Origin of the sequence: Arthrobacter oryzae, assembly GCF_031454875.1 — a bacterium.
GTDB lineage: Bacteria > Actinomycetota > Actinomycetes > Actinomycetales > Micrococcaceae > Arthrobacter > Arthrobacter oryzae_D.
The window spans coordinates 120,822-138,839 of sequence record NZ_JAVDRQ010000013.1 but is presented as its reverse complement, the minus strand read 5'-3'; the positions used below and the strand labels follow the sequence as shown (position 1 = coordinate 138,839).

At 62.9% G+C, this 18,018-nt stretch carries 14 protein-coding genes; 8 read left to right on the top strand and 6 right to left on the bottom strand.

The features are described from left to right. The first annotated feature begins 55 nt into the window (after window positions 1-55). Genes J2805_RS20670 through J2805_RS20655 form a run of 4 tightly spaced genes read left to right on the top strand, consistent with a single transcriptional unit; the run spans window position 56 to window position 4,647 of the window. A complete protein-coding gene (locus J2805_RS20670) occupies window positions 56-1,138 on the top strand; it encodes an ABC transporter ATP-binding protein (RefSeq protein ID WP_309979635.1) in 1,083 nt (360 codons plus the stop codon). Continuing rightward, window positions 1,135-2,499 (top strand): glucosylglycerate hydrolase, encoded by a 1,365-nt coding sequence (gene ggh / locus J2805_RS20665; RefSeq protein ID WP_309979633.1) that lies wholly within the window; start codon window positions 1,135-1,137, stop codon window positions 2,497-2,499. The genes J2805_RS20670 and ggh overlap by 4 nt, the downstream gene beginning before the upstream one ends. Next, complete coding sequence (locus tag J2805_RS20660) at window positions 2,496-3,422, top strand: N-acetylglucosamine kinase (protein ID WP_309979632.1); 927 nt, start codon at window positions 2,496-2,498, stop codon at window positions 3,420-3,422. The genes ggh and J2805_RS20660 overlap by 4 nt, the downstream gene beginning before the upstream one ends. A gap of 49 nt (window positions 3,423-3,471) precedes the next feature. Continuing rightward, window positions 3,472-4,647 carry an ROK family transcriptional regulator gene (locus J2805_RS20655; RefSeq protein WP_309979630.1) on the top strand — a complete coding sequence of 392 codons (1,176 nt, stop codon included), beginning with the start codon at window positions 3,472-3,474 and terminating at the stop codon, window positions 4,645-4,647. 325 nt (window positions 4,648-4,972) lie between these two features. Here the strand turns inward: J2805_RS20655 and J2805_RS20650 are convergent, their stop codons facing one another. Beyond that, a complete protein-coding gene (locus J2805_RS20650; RefSeq protein WP_309979628.1) occupies window positions 4,973-5,542 on the bottom strand; it encodes a TetR/AcrR family transcriptional regulator in 570 nt (189 codons plus the stop codon). 102 nt (window positions 5,543-5,644) lie between these two features. Here J2805_RS20650 and J2805_RS20645 point away from each other — a divergent pair, with 102 nt between their 5' ends. Continuing rightward, window positions 5,645-6,865, top strand: a complete 1,221-nt coding sequence (locus J2805_RS20645) for an MFS transporter (RefSeq protein ID WP_309979625.1) — start codon at window positions 5,645-5,647, stop codon at window positions 6,863-6,865. A 327-nt stretch (window positions 6,866-7,192) separates the two neighbouring features. On the opposite strand, the gene J2805_RS24000 is transcribed toward J2805_RS20645, so the two are convergent. Next, a complete protein-coding gene (locus tag J2805_RS24000) occupies window positions 7,193-7,738 on the bottom strand; it encodes a hypothetical protein (protein WP_396134448.1) in 546 nt (181 codons plus the stop codon). Here J2805_RS24000 and J2805_RS23995 point away from each other — a divergent pair. Beyond that, on the top strand, window positions 7,694-8,272 hold the full coding sequence (locus J2805_RS23995; protein WP_396134447.1) for a DUF4192 family protein: 579 nt from the start codon (window positions 7,694-7,696) through the stop codon (window positions 8,270-8,272). The genes J2805_RS24000 and J2805_RS23995 overlap by 45 nt on opposite strands. 1,140 nt (window positions 8,273-9,412) lie before the next feature. Here the strand turns inward: J2805_RS23995 and J2805_RS20635 are convergent. From J2805_RS20635 to J2805_RS20620, 4 genes are all read right to left on the bottom strand, one after another. Next, window positions 9,413-10,666, bottom strand: a complete 1,254-nt coding sequence (locus J2805_RS20635) for a metal-dependent hydrolase family protein (RefSeq protein ID WP_309979622.1) — start codon at window positions 10,664-10,666, stop codon at window positions 9,413-9,415. Window positions 10,667-10,734: 68 nt separating this feature from the next. Further along, window positions 10,735-11,190 carry a GAF domain-containing protein gene (locus J2805_RS20630; RefSeq protein WP_309979620.1) on the bottom strand — a complete coding sequence of 152 codons (456 nt, stop codon included), beginning with the start codon at window positions 11,188-11,190 and terminating at the stop codon, window positions 10,735-10,737. A 43-nt stretch (window positions 11,191-11,233) separates the two neighbouring features. Next, entirely contained in the window at window positions 11,234-12,907 is a 1,674-nt protein-coding gene (locus J2805_RS20625) for a hydantoinase B/oxoprolinase family protein (protein ID WP_309979618.1), read from the bottom strand. 10 nt (window positions 12,908-12,917) lie between these two features. Then, a complete protein-coding gene (locus tag J2805_RS20620) occupies window positions 12,918-14,969 on the bottom strand; it encodes a hydantoinase/oxoprolinase family protein (RefSeq protein WP_309979616.1) in 2,052 nt (683 codons plus the stop codon). A 735-nt stretch (window positions 14,970-15,704) separates the two neighbouring features. On the opposite strand from J2805_RS20620, the gene J2805_RS20615 reads away from it, so the two are divergent. Both J2805_RS20615 and J2805_RS20610 read left to right on the top strand, forming a co-directional pair. Then, window positions 15,705-16,994: an MFS transporter gene (locus J2805_RS20615; protein ID WP_309979691.1), complete on the top strand. Its 1,290-nt coding sequence runs from the start codon at window positions 15,705-15,707 to the stop codon at window positions 16,992-16,994. After that, window positions 16,991-17,815: an aspartate/glutamate racemase family protein gene (locus tag J2805_RS20610; RefSeq protein WP_309979614.1), complete on the top strand. Its 825-nt coding sequence runs from the start codon at window positions 16,991-16,993 to the stop codon at window positions 17,813-17,815. The genes J2805_RS20615 and J2805_RS20610 overlap by 4 nt, the downstream gene beginning before the upstream one ends. Window positions 17,816-18,018 lie beyond the last annotated feature (203 nt).

The window sequence follows — 18,018 nt, the reverse complement described above, 5'->3', positions numbered from 1 at the left end:
CCACCTCCTCCCCTTCCCTTTTCTTCTTCCCGAATCATTCAAGGAGCCGATCCCCATGGCTGACATCTCCATCTCCCATCTGGTCAAGACCTATCCCGGAGGCACCGAGCGTGCCACTGATGATGTGTCCCTCGAAATACGTGACGGTGACTTCACCGTTCTCCTTGGCCCCTCGGGCTGCGGAAAAACCACCTTGCTTCGCATGCTCGCCGGACTCGAACTGCCCGACTCCGGCTCGATCGCCATTGGCGGCCGGGACGTAACCTACCTGCCCCCGAACAAACGCAACCTCTCGATGGTGTTCCAGTCCTATGCCGTCTTCCCGCACCGCAGCGTCCGCTACAACATCGGCTTCGGGCTGCAGATGGCCAAGGTGCCGCGGGACGTTATTGAAAAGAAGGTTCACTGGGCCGCCGACCTGCTTCAGCTCCGCCCCTACCTTGATCGGCTTCCCGCCCAACTGTCCGGCGGTCAACGCCAGCGCGTCGCCGTCGCCCGTGCGATCGTGATGGATGCCGACGTCCTCCTCATGGACGAGCCATTGTCGAACCTGGACGCACTGCTGCGCCTGACTTTCCGCTCCGAACTGAAGAAAATCGTCCAGGACCTGGGCACCACCACGGTCTACGTCACCCACGACCAAAGCGAAGCACTGTCCCTCGGGGACCAGGTCGCGGTGATGCGCAAGGGACGCATCGCCCAGCTTGGCGACCCCTTGGATGTCTACGATGCCCCCAGCGACCGGTTTGTCGGCGGGTTCATCGGCTCACCTCCGATGAACTTCATCGACGCTGCCGTCACATCCGACGGGGACACCCTCGTCGTCGGAGACCAGAAGATGATGGCGCCGTCCCTGCTGAAATCCTTCCGGAACTCCGGCGTGGTGCTCGGTGTCCGCGCCGAAAACTTCGCCGTTGCAACACAACGTTCCACGGGCGACATCGCAGCCAAAGTGCTTGTCGTCGAACCCATGGGATCCACGATCCTGCTCACCGTCGATGTCGAGGGACAAACCGTCAAAGTGCAGGCTCCACCGACTTTCCGCGCCACGCCACACCAAACCATCTGGCTCGGGCTCTCGCCGAACACCATGCGCTTCTACGACCGCGAAACTTCGATGGCACTGGAGGCCAAATGATCAACAACCTAGCCGTAAGCGCCGAACAGCTCCGCACCTCCGCCATTGAGGTGCTCCGAATGAACGACCTCGGGACGATGACCAGCGCCGCGCCCAACCTCTACCCGCACATGTGGAGCTGGGACGCCGCATTCGTCGCGATTGGCCTTGCCCGCGTCGACGTACACCGCGCCATCACCGAGCTACGCACCCTCCTGGACGCCCAGTGGTCAACCGGCATGATCCCGCACATCGTTTTCAGCGATAACGACACCGGATACTTCCCCGGATTCGATCGTTGGGGCACAGCAGGAGCGGCGGCGCGCCCCGCCGAAGTCAAGAGCAGCGGGATTTGCCAGCCTCCCGTCCACGCCATCGCACTGCGTCACATCGTGGACCGCGGGCGCGAGAACGGCGGTGGGGACCAGGCGGCAGCCGAAGAGTTCCTTCAGACCTCTTTCGACGGATGGCTGGCCTGGCACCGCTGGCTGGCCACCGTGCGCGACCCCGACGGCGTCGGACTGATCGAAATCCACCACGGCTGGGAATCCGGCTTCGACAATTCCCCACGATGGGACGGGCCCTACGGGCGTATCCGGTCCGGGCACATAGAACCGTTCACCCGCCGCGACACCACGCACGTTGCTGATGCCAGTGAGCGACCGGACGACGCCGAATACACCAAATACCTCTGGCTCGTCCATCAGATGGCCTCTGTCGGATTCAACGACGCCGCTGTGCAGGACATCGTAGACTTCCGCGTCCGGGACGTCTTCTTCTCTGCCATCATGGCCGCGTCCAGCGACGTCCTCGCTGGCCTCGCCGACGAAATCGGCCGCTCCGCAGACGCTGCCGAACTCCGTAACATGGCGGCCCGATTCCGCCGCGGCGTCGACTCTACGCTGGACCCGGAGACGGGTTTGGCCCGTGACTATGACGTGCTGGCTGGGCAATGGATCTCTACGGAGACCGTTTCCGGCTTCGCACCGCTGGTCGCAGGCGGCCGGCCCGAGGTCCTCGCCCGCCAGCGGGACATCCTGCAGGGCCCGCACTGGATGGGGAACGCCCAGCTGATGTTCGCCCTGCCCCCGTCCACCTCTCCGTCCAGCCCCGCCTTCAGGGCCCGCACCTACTGGCGCGGACCCGTATGGCCGTTCCTGAATCTGCTGCTCGGCTGGGCCTGCACTCGCGACAGCCAGCTCGGCCTCTACGAAACGCTGCGCTCAGAATCGCTGCGACAGCTCTCCGACCTGAAATTCGGTGAATACTACGAGCCGTTCACAGGAGAACCCCTCGGAAGCCTCGCGCAAGCCTGGACAGCAGCCGCCGCGCTCGAATGGCTCGGCACCGGCCAGATCTCCGCCGGTCGGATGCACACATGAGCCCGGCTTCTAGTCAGGGACATCTCCGCGGTCCCCGCTCACTGATCGGGTTGGATATCGGTGGTTCCAAGACCCATGGCATCAGAATCATTGACGGCAGGATCGTCGATGACCGGACCACCGGCAGCGCCAATGTGCAAAATGTCAGCACTCAGACCGCTGCTGTCAACCTGGCAAACCTGCTCAATGCGCTCGGCGCGAATGATACCGATCACGTGTACGTCGGAGCAGGCGGAGTCGACACGGCCGAAGACATGGACGAACTACGGCGCCTCATCGCACCCCACGCGCCCAAGTCAACGGTGACCATCGTTCACGACACACGACTGATTCTGGCCGCGGCCGGGGTGCGAACGGGAATCGCCGTCATCGCCGGAACCGGCTCCGCCGTCTGGGGCGTCACTGCCGACGGTGCCGAAGAACGGGCGGGAGGGTGGGGATACCTCCTCGGCGATGAAGGTAGCGGATACTGGCTGGGCCGGGTAGCTGTCCGGCAGAGCCTCCACCGTGCCAATCTCGGGCTGCCGGCCGATGACCTCACCACCGCCCTGCTGGATGCGTGCGGCCTGCGCTACCCCGAGGAACTGATCCGGCTCTTCCACAACGGCACCGATCGGACCTACTGGGCGGACAAATCGAGGCTCGTCTTCGAATGCGCGGATCGGGGCCACGCAGCAAGCCGTGACATAATTCAGCAGGCAGGAAAGAGCTTGGCTGAGCAGACCCTCCAGGTCGCGAAGCGGCTCATGATCCAGGGACCGGTGGTCCTCGGCGGTGGGCTCGGCCGGAACCAGCCCGCGCTCCAGGAAGCCTTCACCACGCATCTGGCCGGGCAGGGGATCACGGATGTGCGCATGCTTTCCGCCGAGCCTGTGTACGGTGTGAGGTACCTGGCGGAGGGTGCAACAGTCCCAGCGCCCTGAGCCAGACCTGCGGATGAAGTATGTTGAGTGACCGGAACGGGAGGATGATATGACGGCTGAAAGAATCCCGGCCAGCCTTGGCGGGGCTACTTCGCACGGGCACCTTCTGGAGCTGATCCGTTCCACCGGCGGTCTGTCACGTCAGCAGCTTCTCTCCGCCACCGGAATGTCCCGCGCGACCCTCTACGAACGCCTCGAAACCCTTCTGCGACGTGGATTCATCTACGAGGCCGAGTCACTGGAGGCAACAGGAGGGCGCCGTTCCCGCAAAATCCGCTTTGACGACAGGGGCCGCGTTGTTTTGGCATTAGCCCTCGGCCAGACACACGCGACGGTCAGCGTCACAGACACAGGGGGATCACAGCTTCGATCGGTCACCCTAAAGCATGACATCGCCGATCCGTCAGCGTCAGTGCTCGCGCCGCTGCTTGATGCCGGTAAATCCCTGCTTGCTCAGGGAAAAGGAGAAGTCCTCGTCGGCGTCGGAGTCAGCCTGCCCGCTCCTGTTGAAGCCGAAACAGGATTTGTCACTCACCCCACCACCATCCCCGGCTGGCACCCCGAAGCCGTGGCAGACGCGATTTCAAACACGTGGCCCGTTCCGTTCGTCGTTGAAAACGATGCCCGGGCAGCTGCACTGGGAGAGCGGACCACGGACGCCGAAACGGTCGTCTACGTCAAAGTCGCCACCGGCATCGGCTGTGGCATCGTGGTGGAAGGCTCAATCCTCCGGGGCGCCCATGGAGCCGCGGGGGACATCGGACATATCCGCATGGGCGAAAACGGCCCGCTGTGCCGCTGCGGGCGCCACGGATGCCTTGCCGCCTACAGCTCCGGCCGGGCGCTCATAGAACGGCTCGCCGACCACGGACTCAACGACTTGGACGCTATCAGCCGTGCCGGCAGATCCGGCGACCGACAGGTCACAGTACTTTTGGATGCAGCCGCCGATGTGCTTGGGCGAGCCCTCGCCGCAACCATCGCCACCCTCAACCCGGACAGGCTCGTCGTCGGAGGCATAATCGGCTCCATCCCGGCCTTCGTCGACCAAGTCAGAGGCAGAGTCGTGACGGACGTCGTCGACCGCATAGCAGAAGGGTTGACTGTTGAGGCTGGCGACCCCGGAGACCAATCCGCCATACAGGGGCTCACAAGTCTGGTCATGCGCAAAGTCTTCGCCGCTGAAGCCATCGACAGCGTGGTCACAGATTTCGCAGTGCCCTAATCAGCGGCACTCGGGGAAAGTCCTGGCGGCCCATTATTCATGCTCATCCGGCAACCACCCCTCAGCGAAGCTGGACGTCCTCACGTCTAACAGTGTCGTGGAGCCAGATCATCAGATGCCGCCCGAGATGCCCCTTCGGCCCAAGTGCCTTGATCTCCTTGAGTTCTTCCGCGGCCAGCCCTTGTTGTGCAGGCTCATCTTCACCTGGGTATACAGGCTAGAGTATGGGGGGTGCCGCAGCAAGGACGTGGACTCCCCCGCTAGCCCCGCGAGAGGCTAATGACCAGGCCGACCGCATCATGGTTCGTTCGAAAAGCCCTTTCCCTCAGGCCCGGGGTGAGGTTTCCAGGACCATTTGTGCGAGTTCCCTGGCCAACCGGACCGCGTCCGGGTGCTTGTCGAGCTGTGAGTTGGCGACTGCTCCGTCGTAGAGCAAGCGGAGACGGGCCGCCACATCGGCGGCGTTAAGAAAGCCGGCTTCTTCGGTCTGCGCCAGGATGACGTCGGCGAGCCAGGCGCGGAACGCGCGCAGCGCACTGGCTTCCACGCTGCCCGGGAGGGCCTCGGCATTGGCATTAGCGAAGGCGCAACCCCTGTAGCCCGGGGTCAGGACCGCTTCCTGCAAGGCATCAAAGATTGCCAGCAATTTGTCGATCGGGTCATCCAGCCCCTGCTGGTGTCGGGCAATCCGATCCCGCCGCCGCTGGTCCCAGCCCGCAAGATATGCGGCTACAAGTTCGTCCTTGCCCGAAAAGTTGTAGAAGAGCGAGCCTTTGGCGACGCCGGCTTCCTCGATGACCCTGTCGATACCGACAGTATGGACTCCCTCAGCGTAGAACAGCCTGTCCGCCGCATCGAGGAGGCGTTGCCGTGCGGGAACCCGGGTCGCGGTCATGCCTTCATTTTATCAGACAGATCTGTCTAAATTCGCATTGACTTAATTAGACAGGTCTGTCTAACTGAGAAGGTTTAGACCACTCTGTCTAAGGAGCCTGTGTTGTCCCCCCAAATTTCCCCAACCGTCTCTTTTGCCGGCCTCGCCACAGTTTTTGCAGCGTTCTTCTTCGCCGCCGGAGCGCCGACGCCTCTGCTCTCACTTCGCCAGCAGGAGTGGCAGTTCTCAGCGGGCGCGCTCAGCATTGCCTTCTCCATCTACGCCCTCGGCCTGTTAGTGGCGCTCCTGATCGGCGGTTCACTCTCCGACTATGTCGGCCGCCGGCCGGTCATGCTTGCCGCCCTTTACGGTGAGCTCGCTTCCATGATTGTCTTCCTCATCGCCCCGACAATCACCTGGGTGATCGTCGCCCGCGCCCTCCAAGGTCTCGCCACGGGGTTTGCGACCAGCGCCTTCAGCGCCGCCATCGCCGAGCAGGCACCCGCCCACCTCAAGAAACTCGCCGGAGGCCTGGCCGGCGCCTCGGTCGCAGGAGGTCTCGGCATCGGCGCTCTGCTGACCGGCGCCGCGGTTCAGTTCACTCCTGACGCCAACACGCTCATTTTCACCATTCTCGCCGGAGTCATGGTTCTCGCCATCGTCTTCGTCAGCTTCACAGCCGAAACTGCAGCAAAGCAGCCCGGCGCGCTTCGGTCGCTGACTCCCCGCCTTGGACTCCCCGGCAATGTCCGTGGGGAGTTTGCCGCAGGCATCCCCGTGCACATCGCAGGCTGGATGTTCCCTGCCTTCTTCCTCGGGCTCTCACCCGTGATGCTTCGTCTTCACTTCACTTTGGACGGCGGCCTGGCAGCTGGCTTCACGGCGTTCCTCGGCCCGTTCGCGGCCGCTATTTCAAGCTTCGTTTTCAACCGACACCCTGCCCGGCGCAGCACCCTCGTTGGAACATCACTTACCCTTCTCGGAACGATCGTGGTCCTACTCGGAATCAGCGCACCGTGGCTGCCCGCCGTCTGGATCGGTGCAGCGCTCGGAGGTATCGGCTTCGGCGCGTCATTCGGCGGCCAGCTCCGGCTATTAGCCCCGCACATTCAGCCTCACCAACGCGCCGGTGTCTTCTCCGGCATCTACACGGTCGCGTACCTGGCATTCGGGATACCCGTCATCATCGCCGGCCAACTTGTCCCCGTGTTGGGGCTGGTCCCGACCCTGCAGTGGTACGCAGCCGCCGTCATTGCCGTCGCAGTCCCGGCCATCCTTATCCAGGTGGCACGGCTCCGTCGTGATACCGCGCCGGCGCCCGGCCCCGCCCATTCGATCGCCTGATACCGCAGTTCCAGGCGCGCGCAAACAAGCACCACCCGCGACATCTGGCGCAGCGGGCAGAGCACCCGCCCATTTCCCCGGCCGTCTGCCCGGTGGCCTCGATAAGCAAAATGACGGCCAATGGTCTGCAACGACGCTCAGCGCAAAGAAATGGCGCCCCTAGGCGCCGATAGCCGTGATTATTACCAGTCGGCGCGCGCGGCGGGGAATATGCGATTGAGCTCAATAGACCCATACTGCCGATCCTGTGCAGCCAGCTATCGCCGTCGATTTCACGCATGTCGGCCTTCCGGAAGCACTGAAAAGTGGGACGACGGGCCCGATGGATTAGTGCACGAAGGTGTCGTTGAAGGGCTCGAACCAGTCCTTGAGTCCCATAGGGGCAAGACCGAGTTGCATGTTGAGTTCGACGTCGCCTTCGAAGCCATCCATGGCGTTCTGGTAGAGCATTTCGCTGTCAGTGTCTTCGAGCATGCGCTCTTCGAGCCGGCCGCGCCAGCCTTCCGCCAGGTCGAGCCCGTACAGGTCTTGGATGACTTCGACTTGCTCCAGAAGGCACCGGACCGCCAGTTCCTGGGCCACGCAGGACGGATGGGTCCAGCCGCGGACCAGCGCACCGGTCATGTCGGTGGCAATGACCAGAAACCGCTGGGCAAACCGGACATCGTATTTCTCAGCGTGCCTGGGCGGCAGCCCGGACAGCACCAAGCTGCTGGCAATGTCCTGCCGGGTGATATGGACGAGGGTTCGCAGCTCTGAGATGTCCTCGAACAGCTGGTCAATCAGGACGGCCGACGCTTCCCAGAGCGCACCGGAAAGGAGCTTTGCGTGGACAAGGCTTTTGTCCCGCTGCTCCGGGGTGACCGAGTCCATCCATCCCAGGTCCCAGGACTCCAGAGCGTCTCTTTCGTCGGCGCTGAGGTCTTCAGGACGCGGCTCGTACCCCAACTCCGCAAGGCTGAAGCCAGTCAGCTCCTCCCCGATGTGGATCAGGTACTCAACATAGCTCTCGTGCTCCGGCCTCATGCGCCTGACTGCGAACTTCCAGGCCCCCGCCATCCGCGACCAGCTCTTGGCCGATATCCCGGGAATCGCCAGGTTCTCCTGGCCCAAACGCACGGCGGGCCCCAGTGGTCCCGGGTCGAATGGGCACAGCAGCTGCTGCTCCACGCATACACGCACAGCAGCACCAAACACTCTGCCCCCATCCTCACCGCCATCGCCTTCGTTAATTGGTGGGAAGGCCGAGGCAGCAAAGCCCACCAGTTCCTCCAACTCGCCCTCGAAGCAGACCCCGCCTACCATTTGGCCAGACTCAGTGACCCAATGATCGGCTCCGGAATGGTCGCCGGCTGGAACATGGACAAAGACCGCGCCTTCCGACCCTCGGGCCTCGAAGCCTCGTAACCGCTCAGTCATAGGAACACGGACGACGACGGCGGGCCGTCCCGGAGCCAGTCCTCCACCGCCGCGTCCCACCCGTCCGGATCAGAATTCCACTCCTGCGTATGCTCCACGGAGCCGAAAGTGAGCACGGCTGTCAGCCCGGGGCGCCGGCGTCAGGCAGATCAACCAAACCAAGGCTGCCCGGAAGAAGGGTCCGGATCCCACACACCTGCACTCTGCCGACGGATCGGATGCCCCAGCGCAGACGCCCCCGGAAACGTTCCCGCTGATACGAACGTCCTAGGAAACCTACGATCAGGGCCGCAAAGTCATGTCGCCTGCAACAGAGACCTGCATGAAGTGGCGAAGGCAGAACCATGAGGAAGGGACCAACAGCGGGTCGAAAAGCCAGCCGTGGACAAAGTGTGGACATTGTCGACACCCCCTTTGGCCGGACAAACACACGATGATCGCACTCTGGCTGATGCGGAGAAGCAGCCATCCGAGGAAGATCCTCAAAGAAGAGTCGGCTTCTGAAGGAGTGAGGGCCAACAACTGGCCACCGGAACAGCCAGATAGGACGACACAAATCCTAGATCCCAGCAGGCGGAAGGCCTACAGGCCAGGACCCTGACCCCGCCACCCCCACAACTTCACAGGTCACCGCGGCGCCAGGCACAGTCCGCGGCCGGTGTCAGAGGGACCCGCGGAGGGTCAATGTCCACACATTAAAGCAAAAACCCCTCTGACGAGGGGTTATGCGTGCCCGAGGTGGGACTCGAACCGGGTTCCGGCCCCGGAATTTCCGCCACTCCGCCCGAAAACCTCCGCAATCCGGCCCGATCCGATCCATTTACGCCCCAGTCCGAGGTCCAAAGTGTGCACAATGTGCACACCGCACTTTCCATCTCATGACCCGGCCGGCACAGACTCGCGTGAGACGGTCACGAACCACGCAACCGGCAAGCCCACGACACTGTCGACTAGCGCCTGACGAGATTCGTAGCAATCAGCCCGGCGCTGGCTTCAAGTGAGACAACGCCGTCGGCCAAAGGTTTAGAACGGATCTGACCGCACACAAAGCGCTGTTAGCACTAAGCGACTACTTCCAGCTTGTCCGTGTCGGGGCCCGGGCGCGCGCAAGTCCACCTTCCGGCTTCCTTAGGCAACCGGAACGTTTAACGCGAAGTCCGCCGCGCCCTGAAGGGCACCGGTGGAGATGATCTGCCCGTCCTTGATGACGGTACGCGTCTTGCTTTCGTCCCAGAGGATCGAGGGTTCATGGAAGGGATTCCCGTCTAGCACCACCAAGTCCGCGCAGGCCCCCCTCGCGATGCGTCCCAGGTCTTCGCGCCGGAGGAGTGCCGCGTTGGTTGATGTTGCCGACCGGAGGGCGCCGTACACGCCAAGCACCTCACACTGCAGGCGGAGTCCGGCCAGTTGCTCATCCTCCAGTTCACCCATGAGGTCGGTGCCGAAGCCAATCCGAACCCCTGCTTCCCGGGCCAGTGTCACGGCGTTCTTGCCCGCGGTCAGTACTTCCTGGTTCTTGGCCGCACCCACTTCGGTAAGCCCGATTTCCGCTCCGCGGCGGCCCATCGCATCGTACGTCACCAAGGTGGGCACGAGATAGACTTCGTACTCCGCCATGAGGCGGGCGGTTTCAGCATCCAGCAGGTTGCCGTGTTCGATGCAGCGAACCCCGTTGAGCACCGAATGGCTGATGGCTTCGGGTGAGTAAGCGTGCGCGGTGGCGTAACTGCCCCGCCGGGCTGCCTCCTCTGTGACCACGCGTATCTCTGCGGCACTGTACTGCGGGACACGGATCGGATCGACCGGGGAAATCACACCTCCCGAGGTCATGATCTTGATGGCGGTGGCACCGGTCCGGAACCTGTGGCGCACCGCCCGCAGCAAGTCCTCTGCGCCATCCACTACCTCGCACATGTGGCCGCCATGGAAGCAACTGCCATCGTTTGCAGCGCGGATATCGCCGTGGCCGCCGGTCTGGCTCAGCGCGGGACCGGTAAAGAAGTAGCGGGGACCGGGGTGCAGTCCTTCCTCGATGGCAGTTGCAAGGCCTACGTCACCCCCGGCCACGTCCCGGACAGAGGTGAAGCCCCGGCCGAGTGCAGCCTCGAGTCTGCGGGCCCCGGCCAGGGCGGAGTAGCTCAAGGGTCCGGTTTCGTTCAGGGCCGAGGTCAGGCTGAGCGCATAGGCGTGGAAGTGCGCATCGATAAGACCTGGAATCACGGTTCGGCCGCCGGCGTCAAGGACGTCGCCGGTCTCTTCCACCTCCCGCCCTACGGCGGTGATCCGGCCATCGCGGATGCTGATGGAGCCCTCAATCAGTTCGGGTGATTCACCGTCGAAGATTAGGGCGTTCCGTATTGTCAGGCTTTCCGGAGTGGTCACGTGCGGTTCCTTCCTGTTTGTTGTCCCCCGCGGGCGGGCCCCCCAATTGGTGCCCGCCCGCGAAGGAACTAGTTGGCGGTGGTAAGGGCTTCTTCGAGCAGATGGACGGACCGCCGTGCGACGTCCACGGCCGTGTCCACCGAACTCTGGTCGTAGCTGCCCTCAGGTGCGAGGAAGTTCATGGATCCGATGGTCTGGCCGTTGCTCACGACCGGAACGTTGACAATAGCCCCGCAGCCCAGTGACTCGATGGTTGCCGAATCAAAGAAGAACGCGCGGACCGCTTCCTTATCCGCCCCCAGGAACGGCTGCTGTCCAATGAGCACCTGCTCCAGCCACACCCGGTTCGTGTCCCCGGCGAGGGTCTTCTTCCCGCCCACCGGATAGACATCGGGATGGGTAGTGTAGACGCGGGCCATACTGGCGCCATTATCGGCAATGACGGAGGCGGTAAAGAGCGTGACACCGACTGCTTCCTGGGCGTGAGCGTACACGTCGTCAAAGCATTCAAATTGGGAACTCATAGAGTCCTTTCTTTTCTTGATGGGAGCCCATCCGCTGGCGTTGCTAGTAGCCGTAGTGCGTCTTGGCGAAGTCCTCGGTGATGAAACCGTTGACTATGTCGTATGTGATGTCCTCGCGGGAGCGCTTGGAGACCTCTCCGAAGCCGCCGCCGCCTCCCACGGCGAGGCGGACGACGTCGCCGGCCTTGACCTTGCGGGCGTTCGCCTTCAGGGTGCGGACCTCATCACGCCGCCCGGGGTTGATCACAACTTCGGGGCCCTGGGCGTCCGAGCCGCCGAAGAGCCCCCAGGCGGGGGTCTTTGACCGTTCGAACCAGAGCCCGACCACGCAGTCGGCCAGGAATTCGTATTCGCGCACCACGCCGTTGCCGCCGCGGTACTGCCCGGGGCCGCCGGAGTTGGGGCGGATGGAGTACTCGTTGATCCGGAACGGGTAGCGGGTCTCCAGCATCTCGATGGGCAGGTCCTTGAGTGAGCCGTTGACGTTGTTGATCATGGCGGATTCACCATCCGTGCCCTGCCAGGCACCCCAGCCGCCCAGAGTGGCTTCCATGGTGACGAAGTTCCGGCCGAAGCGGGTGTCGAAACCGGCGGCGGTGATGATCATTGAGTCACCGTGGCTGGCGCTGGCGACGCGTTCGGGCATGGCCGGGGCCATTGCCTTGGAGACGAGGTCGATCAGCAGCCCAAGGTGGGAGAAGTACCACTGGCACGGGGCTGGCGTTACGGCCCCGAGCACTGAGCCGGACCGTACCTGAGTGGTCATTGGCCGGAAGGATCCGCCGTTGGAGTTGGACTCCGGGCTGACAAGGAGTTTGTAGCCCACGCGCAGTGCCGAGACGGCCTGGGCGGCGCCGCAGTTGACCGGACCCATGGTCTGGTCCGCCGAGCCGGTGACGTCGAAGTCAACGGTGTCGCCGGCTACGGTGATCCTCAGCTTGATCGGAATGGGAGTGTCCAGATTGATGCCATCGTTGTCCAGGAAGCCCTCGGCTTCGTAGACCCCGTCCGGGATGTTGCGTACGGTCGCACGCTCGATTTCCTCCGTTTGGCGGAAGATCTCATCCCGGGCGGCATCCAGCTGCTCCATCCCGTACCGGCCCACGAGCTCCTTCATACGGGTAGTCCCCATCCGGAGGGCGGCGATCATCGCGTGCATGTCACCAATGGTCTGGTAAGGGAAGCGCACGTTGGTCCGGATCAGGTCCACAACAGAAGTCTCAACTCCGGCCTCGACCAGCTTGACCGGCCCCATCCTGAAGCCCTCTTGAAAAATGTCCGTCGAGTCCATCGAACCGCCGACATCCTTGGACCCCATGTCCATCCAGTGAGCACGGGTGGCCGCGAATCCGACCACCGCGCCATCGTCGAAGATCGGAGCAAAAATGGTCACATCGTTCAGGTGGGTGCCGCCCAGGTATGAGTCGTTGAGAATCCAGATGTCCCCTTCCTGCCAGACCGAGCGGCCGTACATCTCCTCCACGGCGATGGAACAGGTTTCCAGGTTGCCTAGAAAGAGCGGCAGGCCGGCGGACTGTCCGAGCACGCGGTGTTCGGTGTCCAGCAGGGCCACGACGCAGTCCCCGCCCTCGTAGAGGATGGGTGAGTAAGCGGAACGGATCAGAGTGGCGTTCATGTCGTCCGCGGCGCTGGTGAGCGCGTTGCGGATGATTTCCACGGTGACGGGATCCAGGGTTTTGACTGCTGCAATTGTCATTTTTGGTACCTCAGTTTCCTTCGATGTCTTCAGAGCGGATGACCAGTGAGCCGAACTCGTCGACCTTGACGTTGAACCCGGGGGGAACCACGGTGGTGGCGGTCTGCTCCACGATGATGGCGGGTCCTTCGAATGTGTGGCCGGCACCGAGGTCGTCCCGGCGGACCACGATGGTGTCCTGCTCGACGTGGTCAAAGACCACCCGGCGGATTTCGTGCTTGAACTCCGGGCCCCTTGCGGTTACGTAACTGGGAGCTTCCAGCCGTCCCAGGTCGCCGACGGCCTGCGTGCGCAGCGTGACGATTTCGATCGGGGCGCCGAGGTTGGAGTGGCCGTAGCGCTCGTGGTACATCGCGGAGAAGCGGACAGCTAGGTTGGCGACGAAGTCGGGAGACTCGGGTTCGTCAGCGGAGGTCAGGGGAACGTTCAGGGAGAACTCCTGCGATTGATAACGGACGTCCACGGACGCCGTCGTGGCGCGGCTTTCCTCCGGGACCCCTTCCGACACCAGTGACGACAGGCCTTCGACTTCCATCGAGCGCAGGATGCCGGCCATATCTGCCACATCGATGTCTTCGTCGAGGTAGAAGTAGGGTTCGGAAAAGTCCTTACGGATGTTGGTCTGCAGCATGCCCCAGGCCGAGAAAGCGCCGGGGAATCGGGGTACGACCGTTTCCGGGATGCCAAGTTCCTTGGCGAGGAAGACGGCGTGCATGGGTCCGGCTCCGCCGAAGGCCACGAGGGCGAAGTCGCGGGGTTCGATGCCGCGGGAGATGGTGATGGTCCGGATGGCCTGGGCCATCTGCGAGTTGGCGACGTCGCAGATGCCTTCGGCCATGGCGATGGGGTCCAGGCCGAGCTGGTCACCTACTGTTTTCAGGGCTGTTATCGCGGTTTCACGGTTCAAGGCGACCTGTCCGCCGGCGAACCAGTCGGGGTCGACTCGTCCGAGCACCAGGTTGGCGTCGGTAACGGTGGGTTCCGTCCCGCCGCGGCCGTAGCAGGCCGGTCCGGGGTTGGCTCCTGCGGAACGCGGTCCCACCCGCAGGCCGCCGGCTTCGAGCCAAGCGACGGAGCCGCCGCCAGCGCCGACGGTGTGGATGTTCACGACGCTCATGAGCATCGGCAGACCTTCAAGATGGGCCTCCGTGGAGACATCCGGCTTGCCGTCGACCACCAAGGAAACATCAAAGGATGTGCCGCCCATGTCCACACCGATGAGGTTGCGGTTTCCCGAGACTCCGGCCAGTTCGACATCGCCCATGGCACCGCCGACGGGGCCGGAAAGCAGTGTCTGCAGCGGGCGCTTACGGGCGGACTCGGCGGTAAGCACTCCGCCGGAGGACTGCATAATGTGCAGCGGGGCTTCCACTCCCCGGTCAGCGAGTTTCTCTTCCAAGTCCAGGAGGTAGTTGCGTACTACCGGCCCCGTGTAGGCTTCGACGACGGCGGAGGACGTGCGTTCGTATTCGCGCCATTCCTTGGCTGCTTCGTGCGAAAGGGAGACTGTGAACTCTTCCCCGAGTTCCTCGAGCAGGATTTCGCGGGCCCTGAGTTCGTGCGAGGGGTTCTTGTAGCTGAACAGGAACGCAACGGCGACGGCGCCGTAGCCCTCCTCCACTGCCCGGCGCGCTGCTTGGCGGACTGCCAGTTCGTCCAAGGGCACGAGTTCCTGGCCTTGACTGTCCAGCCTGCCACCGACGCCGATGACGTCCTTGCGCTCGACCAGCGGGGCAGGCTTGCGGTACTGAGCATTGTAGAGCTCAAGACGCGGGCCGCGGGCGATGTGATAGGTATCTTCGATGCCGGCCGTTGCCAGCAGTAGCACGGGAACCCCACGACGTTCCAGGAACGCATTCAGGCCCTGGGTGGTGCCGTGGACCAGGAAATCGATGTCCGATAGATCATCAACTATCGATTCGAGGCCTGCAATGACTCCGGCACTCAGGTTCCCCGGCGTGGTGGACGCTTTCGTAGCCGCGTAGGTTCCGGCGTCCTGGTCGTACGCCACAATGTCAGTAAAGGTTCCGCCGATATCCATCGACACCCTGTAGTTCGGCATGTGTATCTCCTCATGGTCTTGGAATGGAACTTTGTGTGTGAGAGATCACGGTACATTCGGGGCCGAGCAAGATGGTGGGCATACTGCATGATTCGGCTACAGCTGGACGGGCAGAGTGCATAACAGTGGCGTGCGGGCACCAGAACTGTTGAGGCCGGCGGGCTCGGCGCCATCGGCGTGAGGTTTACTGAATTGGCGCTTGCCACTCCTTAGGGCGACAACGAAGACGCTTCCGGGTGGGATGTAGTGGCACGAGCCATTCCGGCCTGGGCAGGCACAAGTGCTGGAAACGAAACGAACCGTGGCTGTGCCCCTTTGGCGATCCCTCCTGGACGCCTGGCCCAGTCCGAAAGGCCCGGCAAACAACGGCGGATAGAGCCTGCCCAATGGCCCCAAAAAACAAAGTCCTTTTGACCTGCGCAGAGAGTGCGCGTTTCGACGAGCAGTGCTTTACGCCCAAATGGGAGAATCCGGAAAGTGCAAAGTGAACACTGCCTGAGCACTCCTCGTTTGTAGTGTGAGTGCAATCACTCGGCGGGAGGCTAGAACGAGCTGCTCCGAGTGGAGGCTTGGTGAGCTGCTCCGAGGTGAATTCCCTGATATCGGGACTGTTCTCCGTGCAGAAACCCTGCGTGAACTTCTTATCCTGTCCAAAATATCGGAGGTCAAGACATGTCCACTATCGACCCACTCATTTCAGGGCAAGCGCCCGGGACGGCGAGCCCACCTCGCTCCATGGCCGTCGGGCACGCGTTCCGCGACATGCCATTCGGGTCCGTCCACTTCAAAATCGGTGCCGTCCTCTTCTTCGCTTTCGCAATCGAAGCGTGGGAAATGCTCATCCTCACCTACGTCGCCAGTGATCTGGCGACCAGCCTGCAGGTCGGTGCGACCCAGGTGGGGATCGCCATCTCGGCACTCTTCCTCGGCATGATCCCCGGATCTCTTATATGGGGCCCCATCTCCGACCGGATTGGCCGGAAAGCGACGTGCGCGTGGAGTTTCGCCGGCTACGGCGTCATCACACTCCTGAGTTGCTTCGCGCCGAACTTCGAGACGCTCGCGATAGCCCGCTTCCTCTCCGGGCTTTTGTTCTCCGGCGTCTTCACTGTGACCTTCCCGTACTTTGAAGAACTCCTCCCGGTCAAGGTCCGCGGAAAGGCCGCGGTCTATCTCGCTGCGGGGTGGCCGATTGGCATCCTTGCCGCCCTCGGAACTACCGCCCTGATTGGAGGGCACGGTTGGCGTTGGGTCGTTGCTGTCAGCGCACTCGCCAGCCTATGGGGCATCGTTGTGTACAAGGTCGTTCCGGAATCCCCGTACTGGCTTGCGAGGCGGGGCCGGAACGAAGACGCGCACGATGTCCTCGAACGTCTGGGCGCACAAGACATTTCCCGTAGCACCATTCTCACGGTCTCGGTGGACAAGAGGCAGACCATCTGGAGCCTCTTCAGGGGCAAGATGGGTCGGATCACTGTCATTCAAGTCCTCATCAACTTCACCTTCTCCTGGGGCTACTGGGGACTTCAGTCGTGGATGCCAACGTTGCTTGAAGGGCGAGGATTGAGCGCCTCATCAAGCCTTTCCTTCATCGCCCTGAGCGCGATCCTCATGATCCCCGGCTATATGACAGCCTCCTACCTGACCGGACGTTTCGGCCGCAAGTGGATCTTTACCGGCTACGTTCTCGCGGCAGCCGGCGGCGGCTTCTTCTTCGCGACGGCCTCAACTGAAACCGAGATGTATGGCGGCATGTTCTCCTTGGCCTTCTTTGCTATGGGAGCCTGGGGCGTCTGGGACACGTGGATGGGCGAGCTGTACCCCTCCGCCATGCGTGGCTCGGGCTTCGGCCTCGGGATCTTCGGCCAGCGGGTTGCGAACACTATTGCGCCGAGCCTCGTCGGCTTCCTCCTCGCCTCCGCCACCGGAGCCACCTCGACAATTCTGTTTATCAACATGTTCTTGTTTGTCACGGTCATCCTCGGCCTGTTCTTGCCCGAAACTGAAGGAAGTGAATTGGAATGATCACCCCCACCGACAATCTCTACGATCTCTCGGAGAACGCCCGAATCCTGTGGATCAACCCGCTCTACACCGATGTGTACAACCGAGCGATGGCGGACTCCTTCCGCCAGATAGTCCGTCCAGGCACCGAAGTTGACGTCGTTTCCCTTGACGGAGAGGGCCCCTCCCACGTTGAATACAACGCTTTCGAGGCACTCATGCTTCCACAGCTGTTGCGCACGGTGCGGTGGGCGGAAGAAGAAGGCTATGACGCCGCCGTCATCGGTTGTTTTTACGACCCTGCGCTGCGGGCGGCACGCGAAATCACCGATCGCATGGTGGTCGTAGGCCCGGCGCATTCGGCGCTGAGTATCGCAGGCAGTCTGGGTGAGCGGTTCTCCATCCTCGTCGGACGGAAAAAGTGGATTCCCGAGATGGCCGAGAACGTCCATCGTTGCGGCGCGTCGGACCGCCTTGCCTCATGGCGCGTGCTCGAGATGGGCGTCGATGACTTCCAGCAGGACCCGGCACTCACCGAAGAGCGGATCATGACCGAGGCCCGCAAGGCCGTGGAGCAGGACGGCGCAGACGTCATCATCCTCGGCTGCACGGCCGAATTCGGGTTCTTCCGAACGGTTCAAGAGGAAATTGGCGTACCCGTGATCGACGCGACCGTGGCCCCACTCAAACACGCCGAGCAGCTCGTCGACTCGGTCCGTCGGTTCGGTTGGACGCACAGCAAGCGCCTGGGCTACGACGGGCCCACGGCCCAGGAACGCCAGCAGTTCTTCCCGGCTCTCGAGCCAAAGCACTTGGTGTCCATGACCGCGGTGTCCGCGTAATACATTTCCCGCTCGTCAGGCCGACTGCTTGCGCGCCGCGGAGCCCTCCACCCCTAGGGCCTCTTTGGCCAGAGGTTACCCCGATACCCTCGCTTGCCCTGACATACCGCGATCGAGGCAGGCGAGGGAACCCTCGCGGGTCACCAGCAATGCGGCGACCGCTAACCGCATCTGCCCATAATCGCGGCGGCACCAGCGCCGGC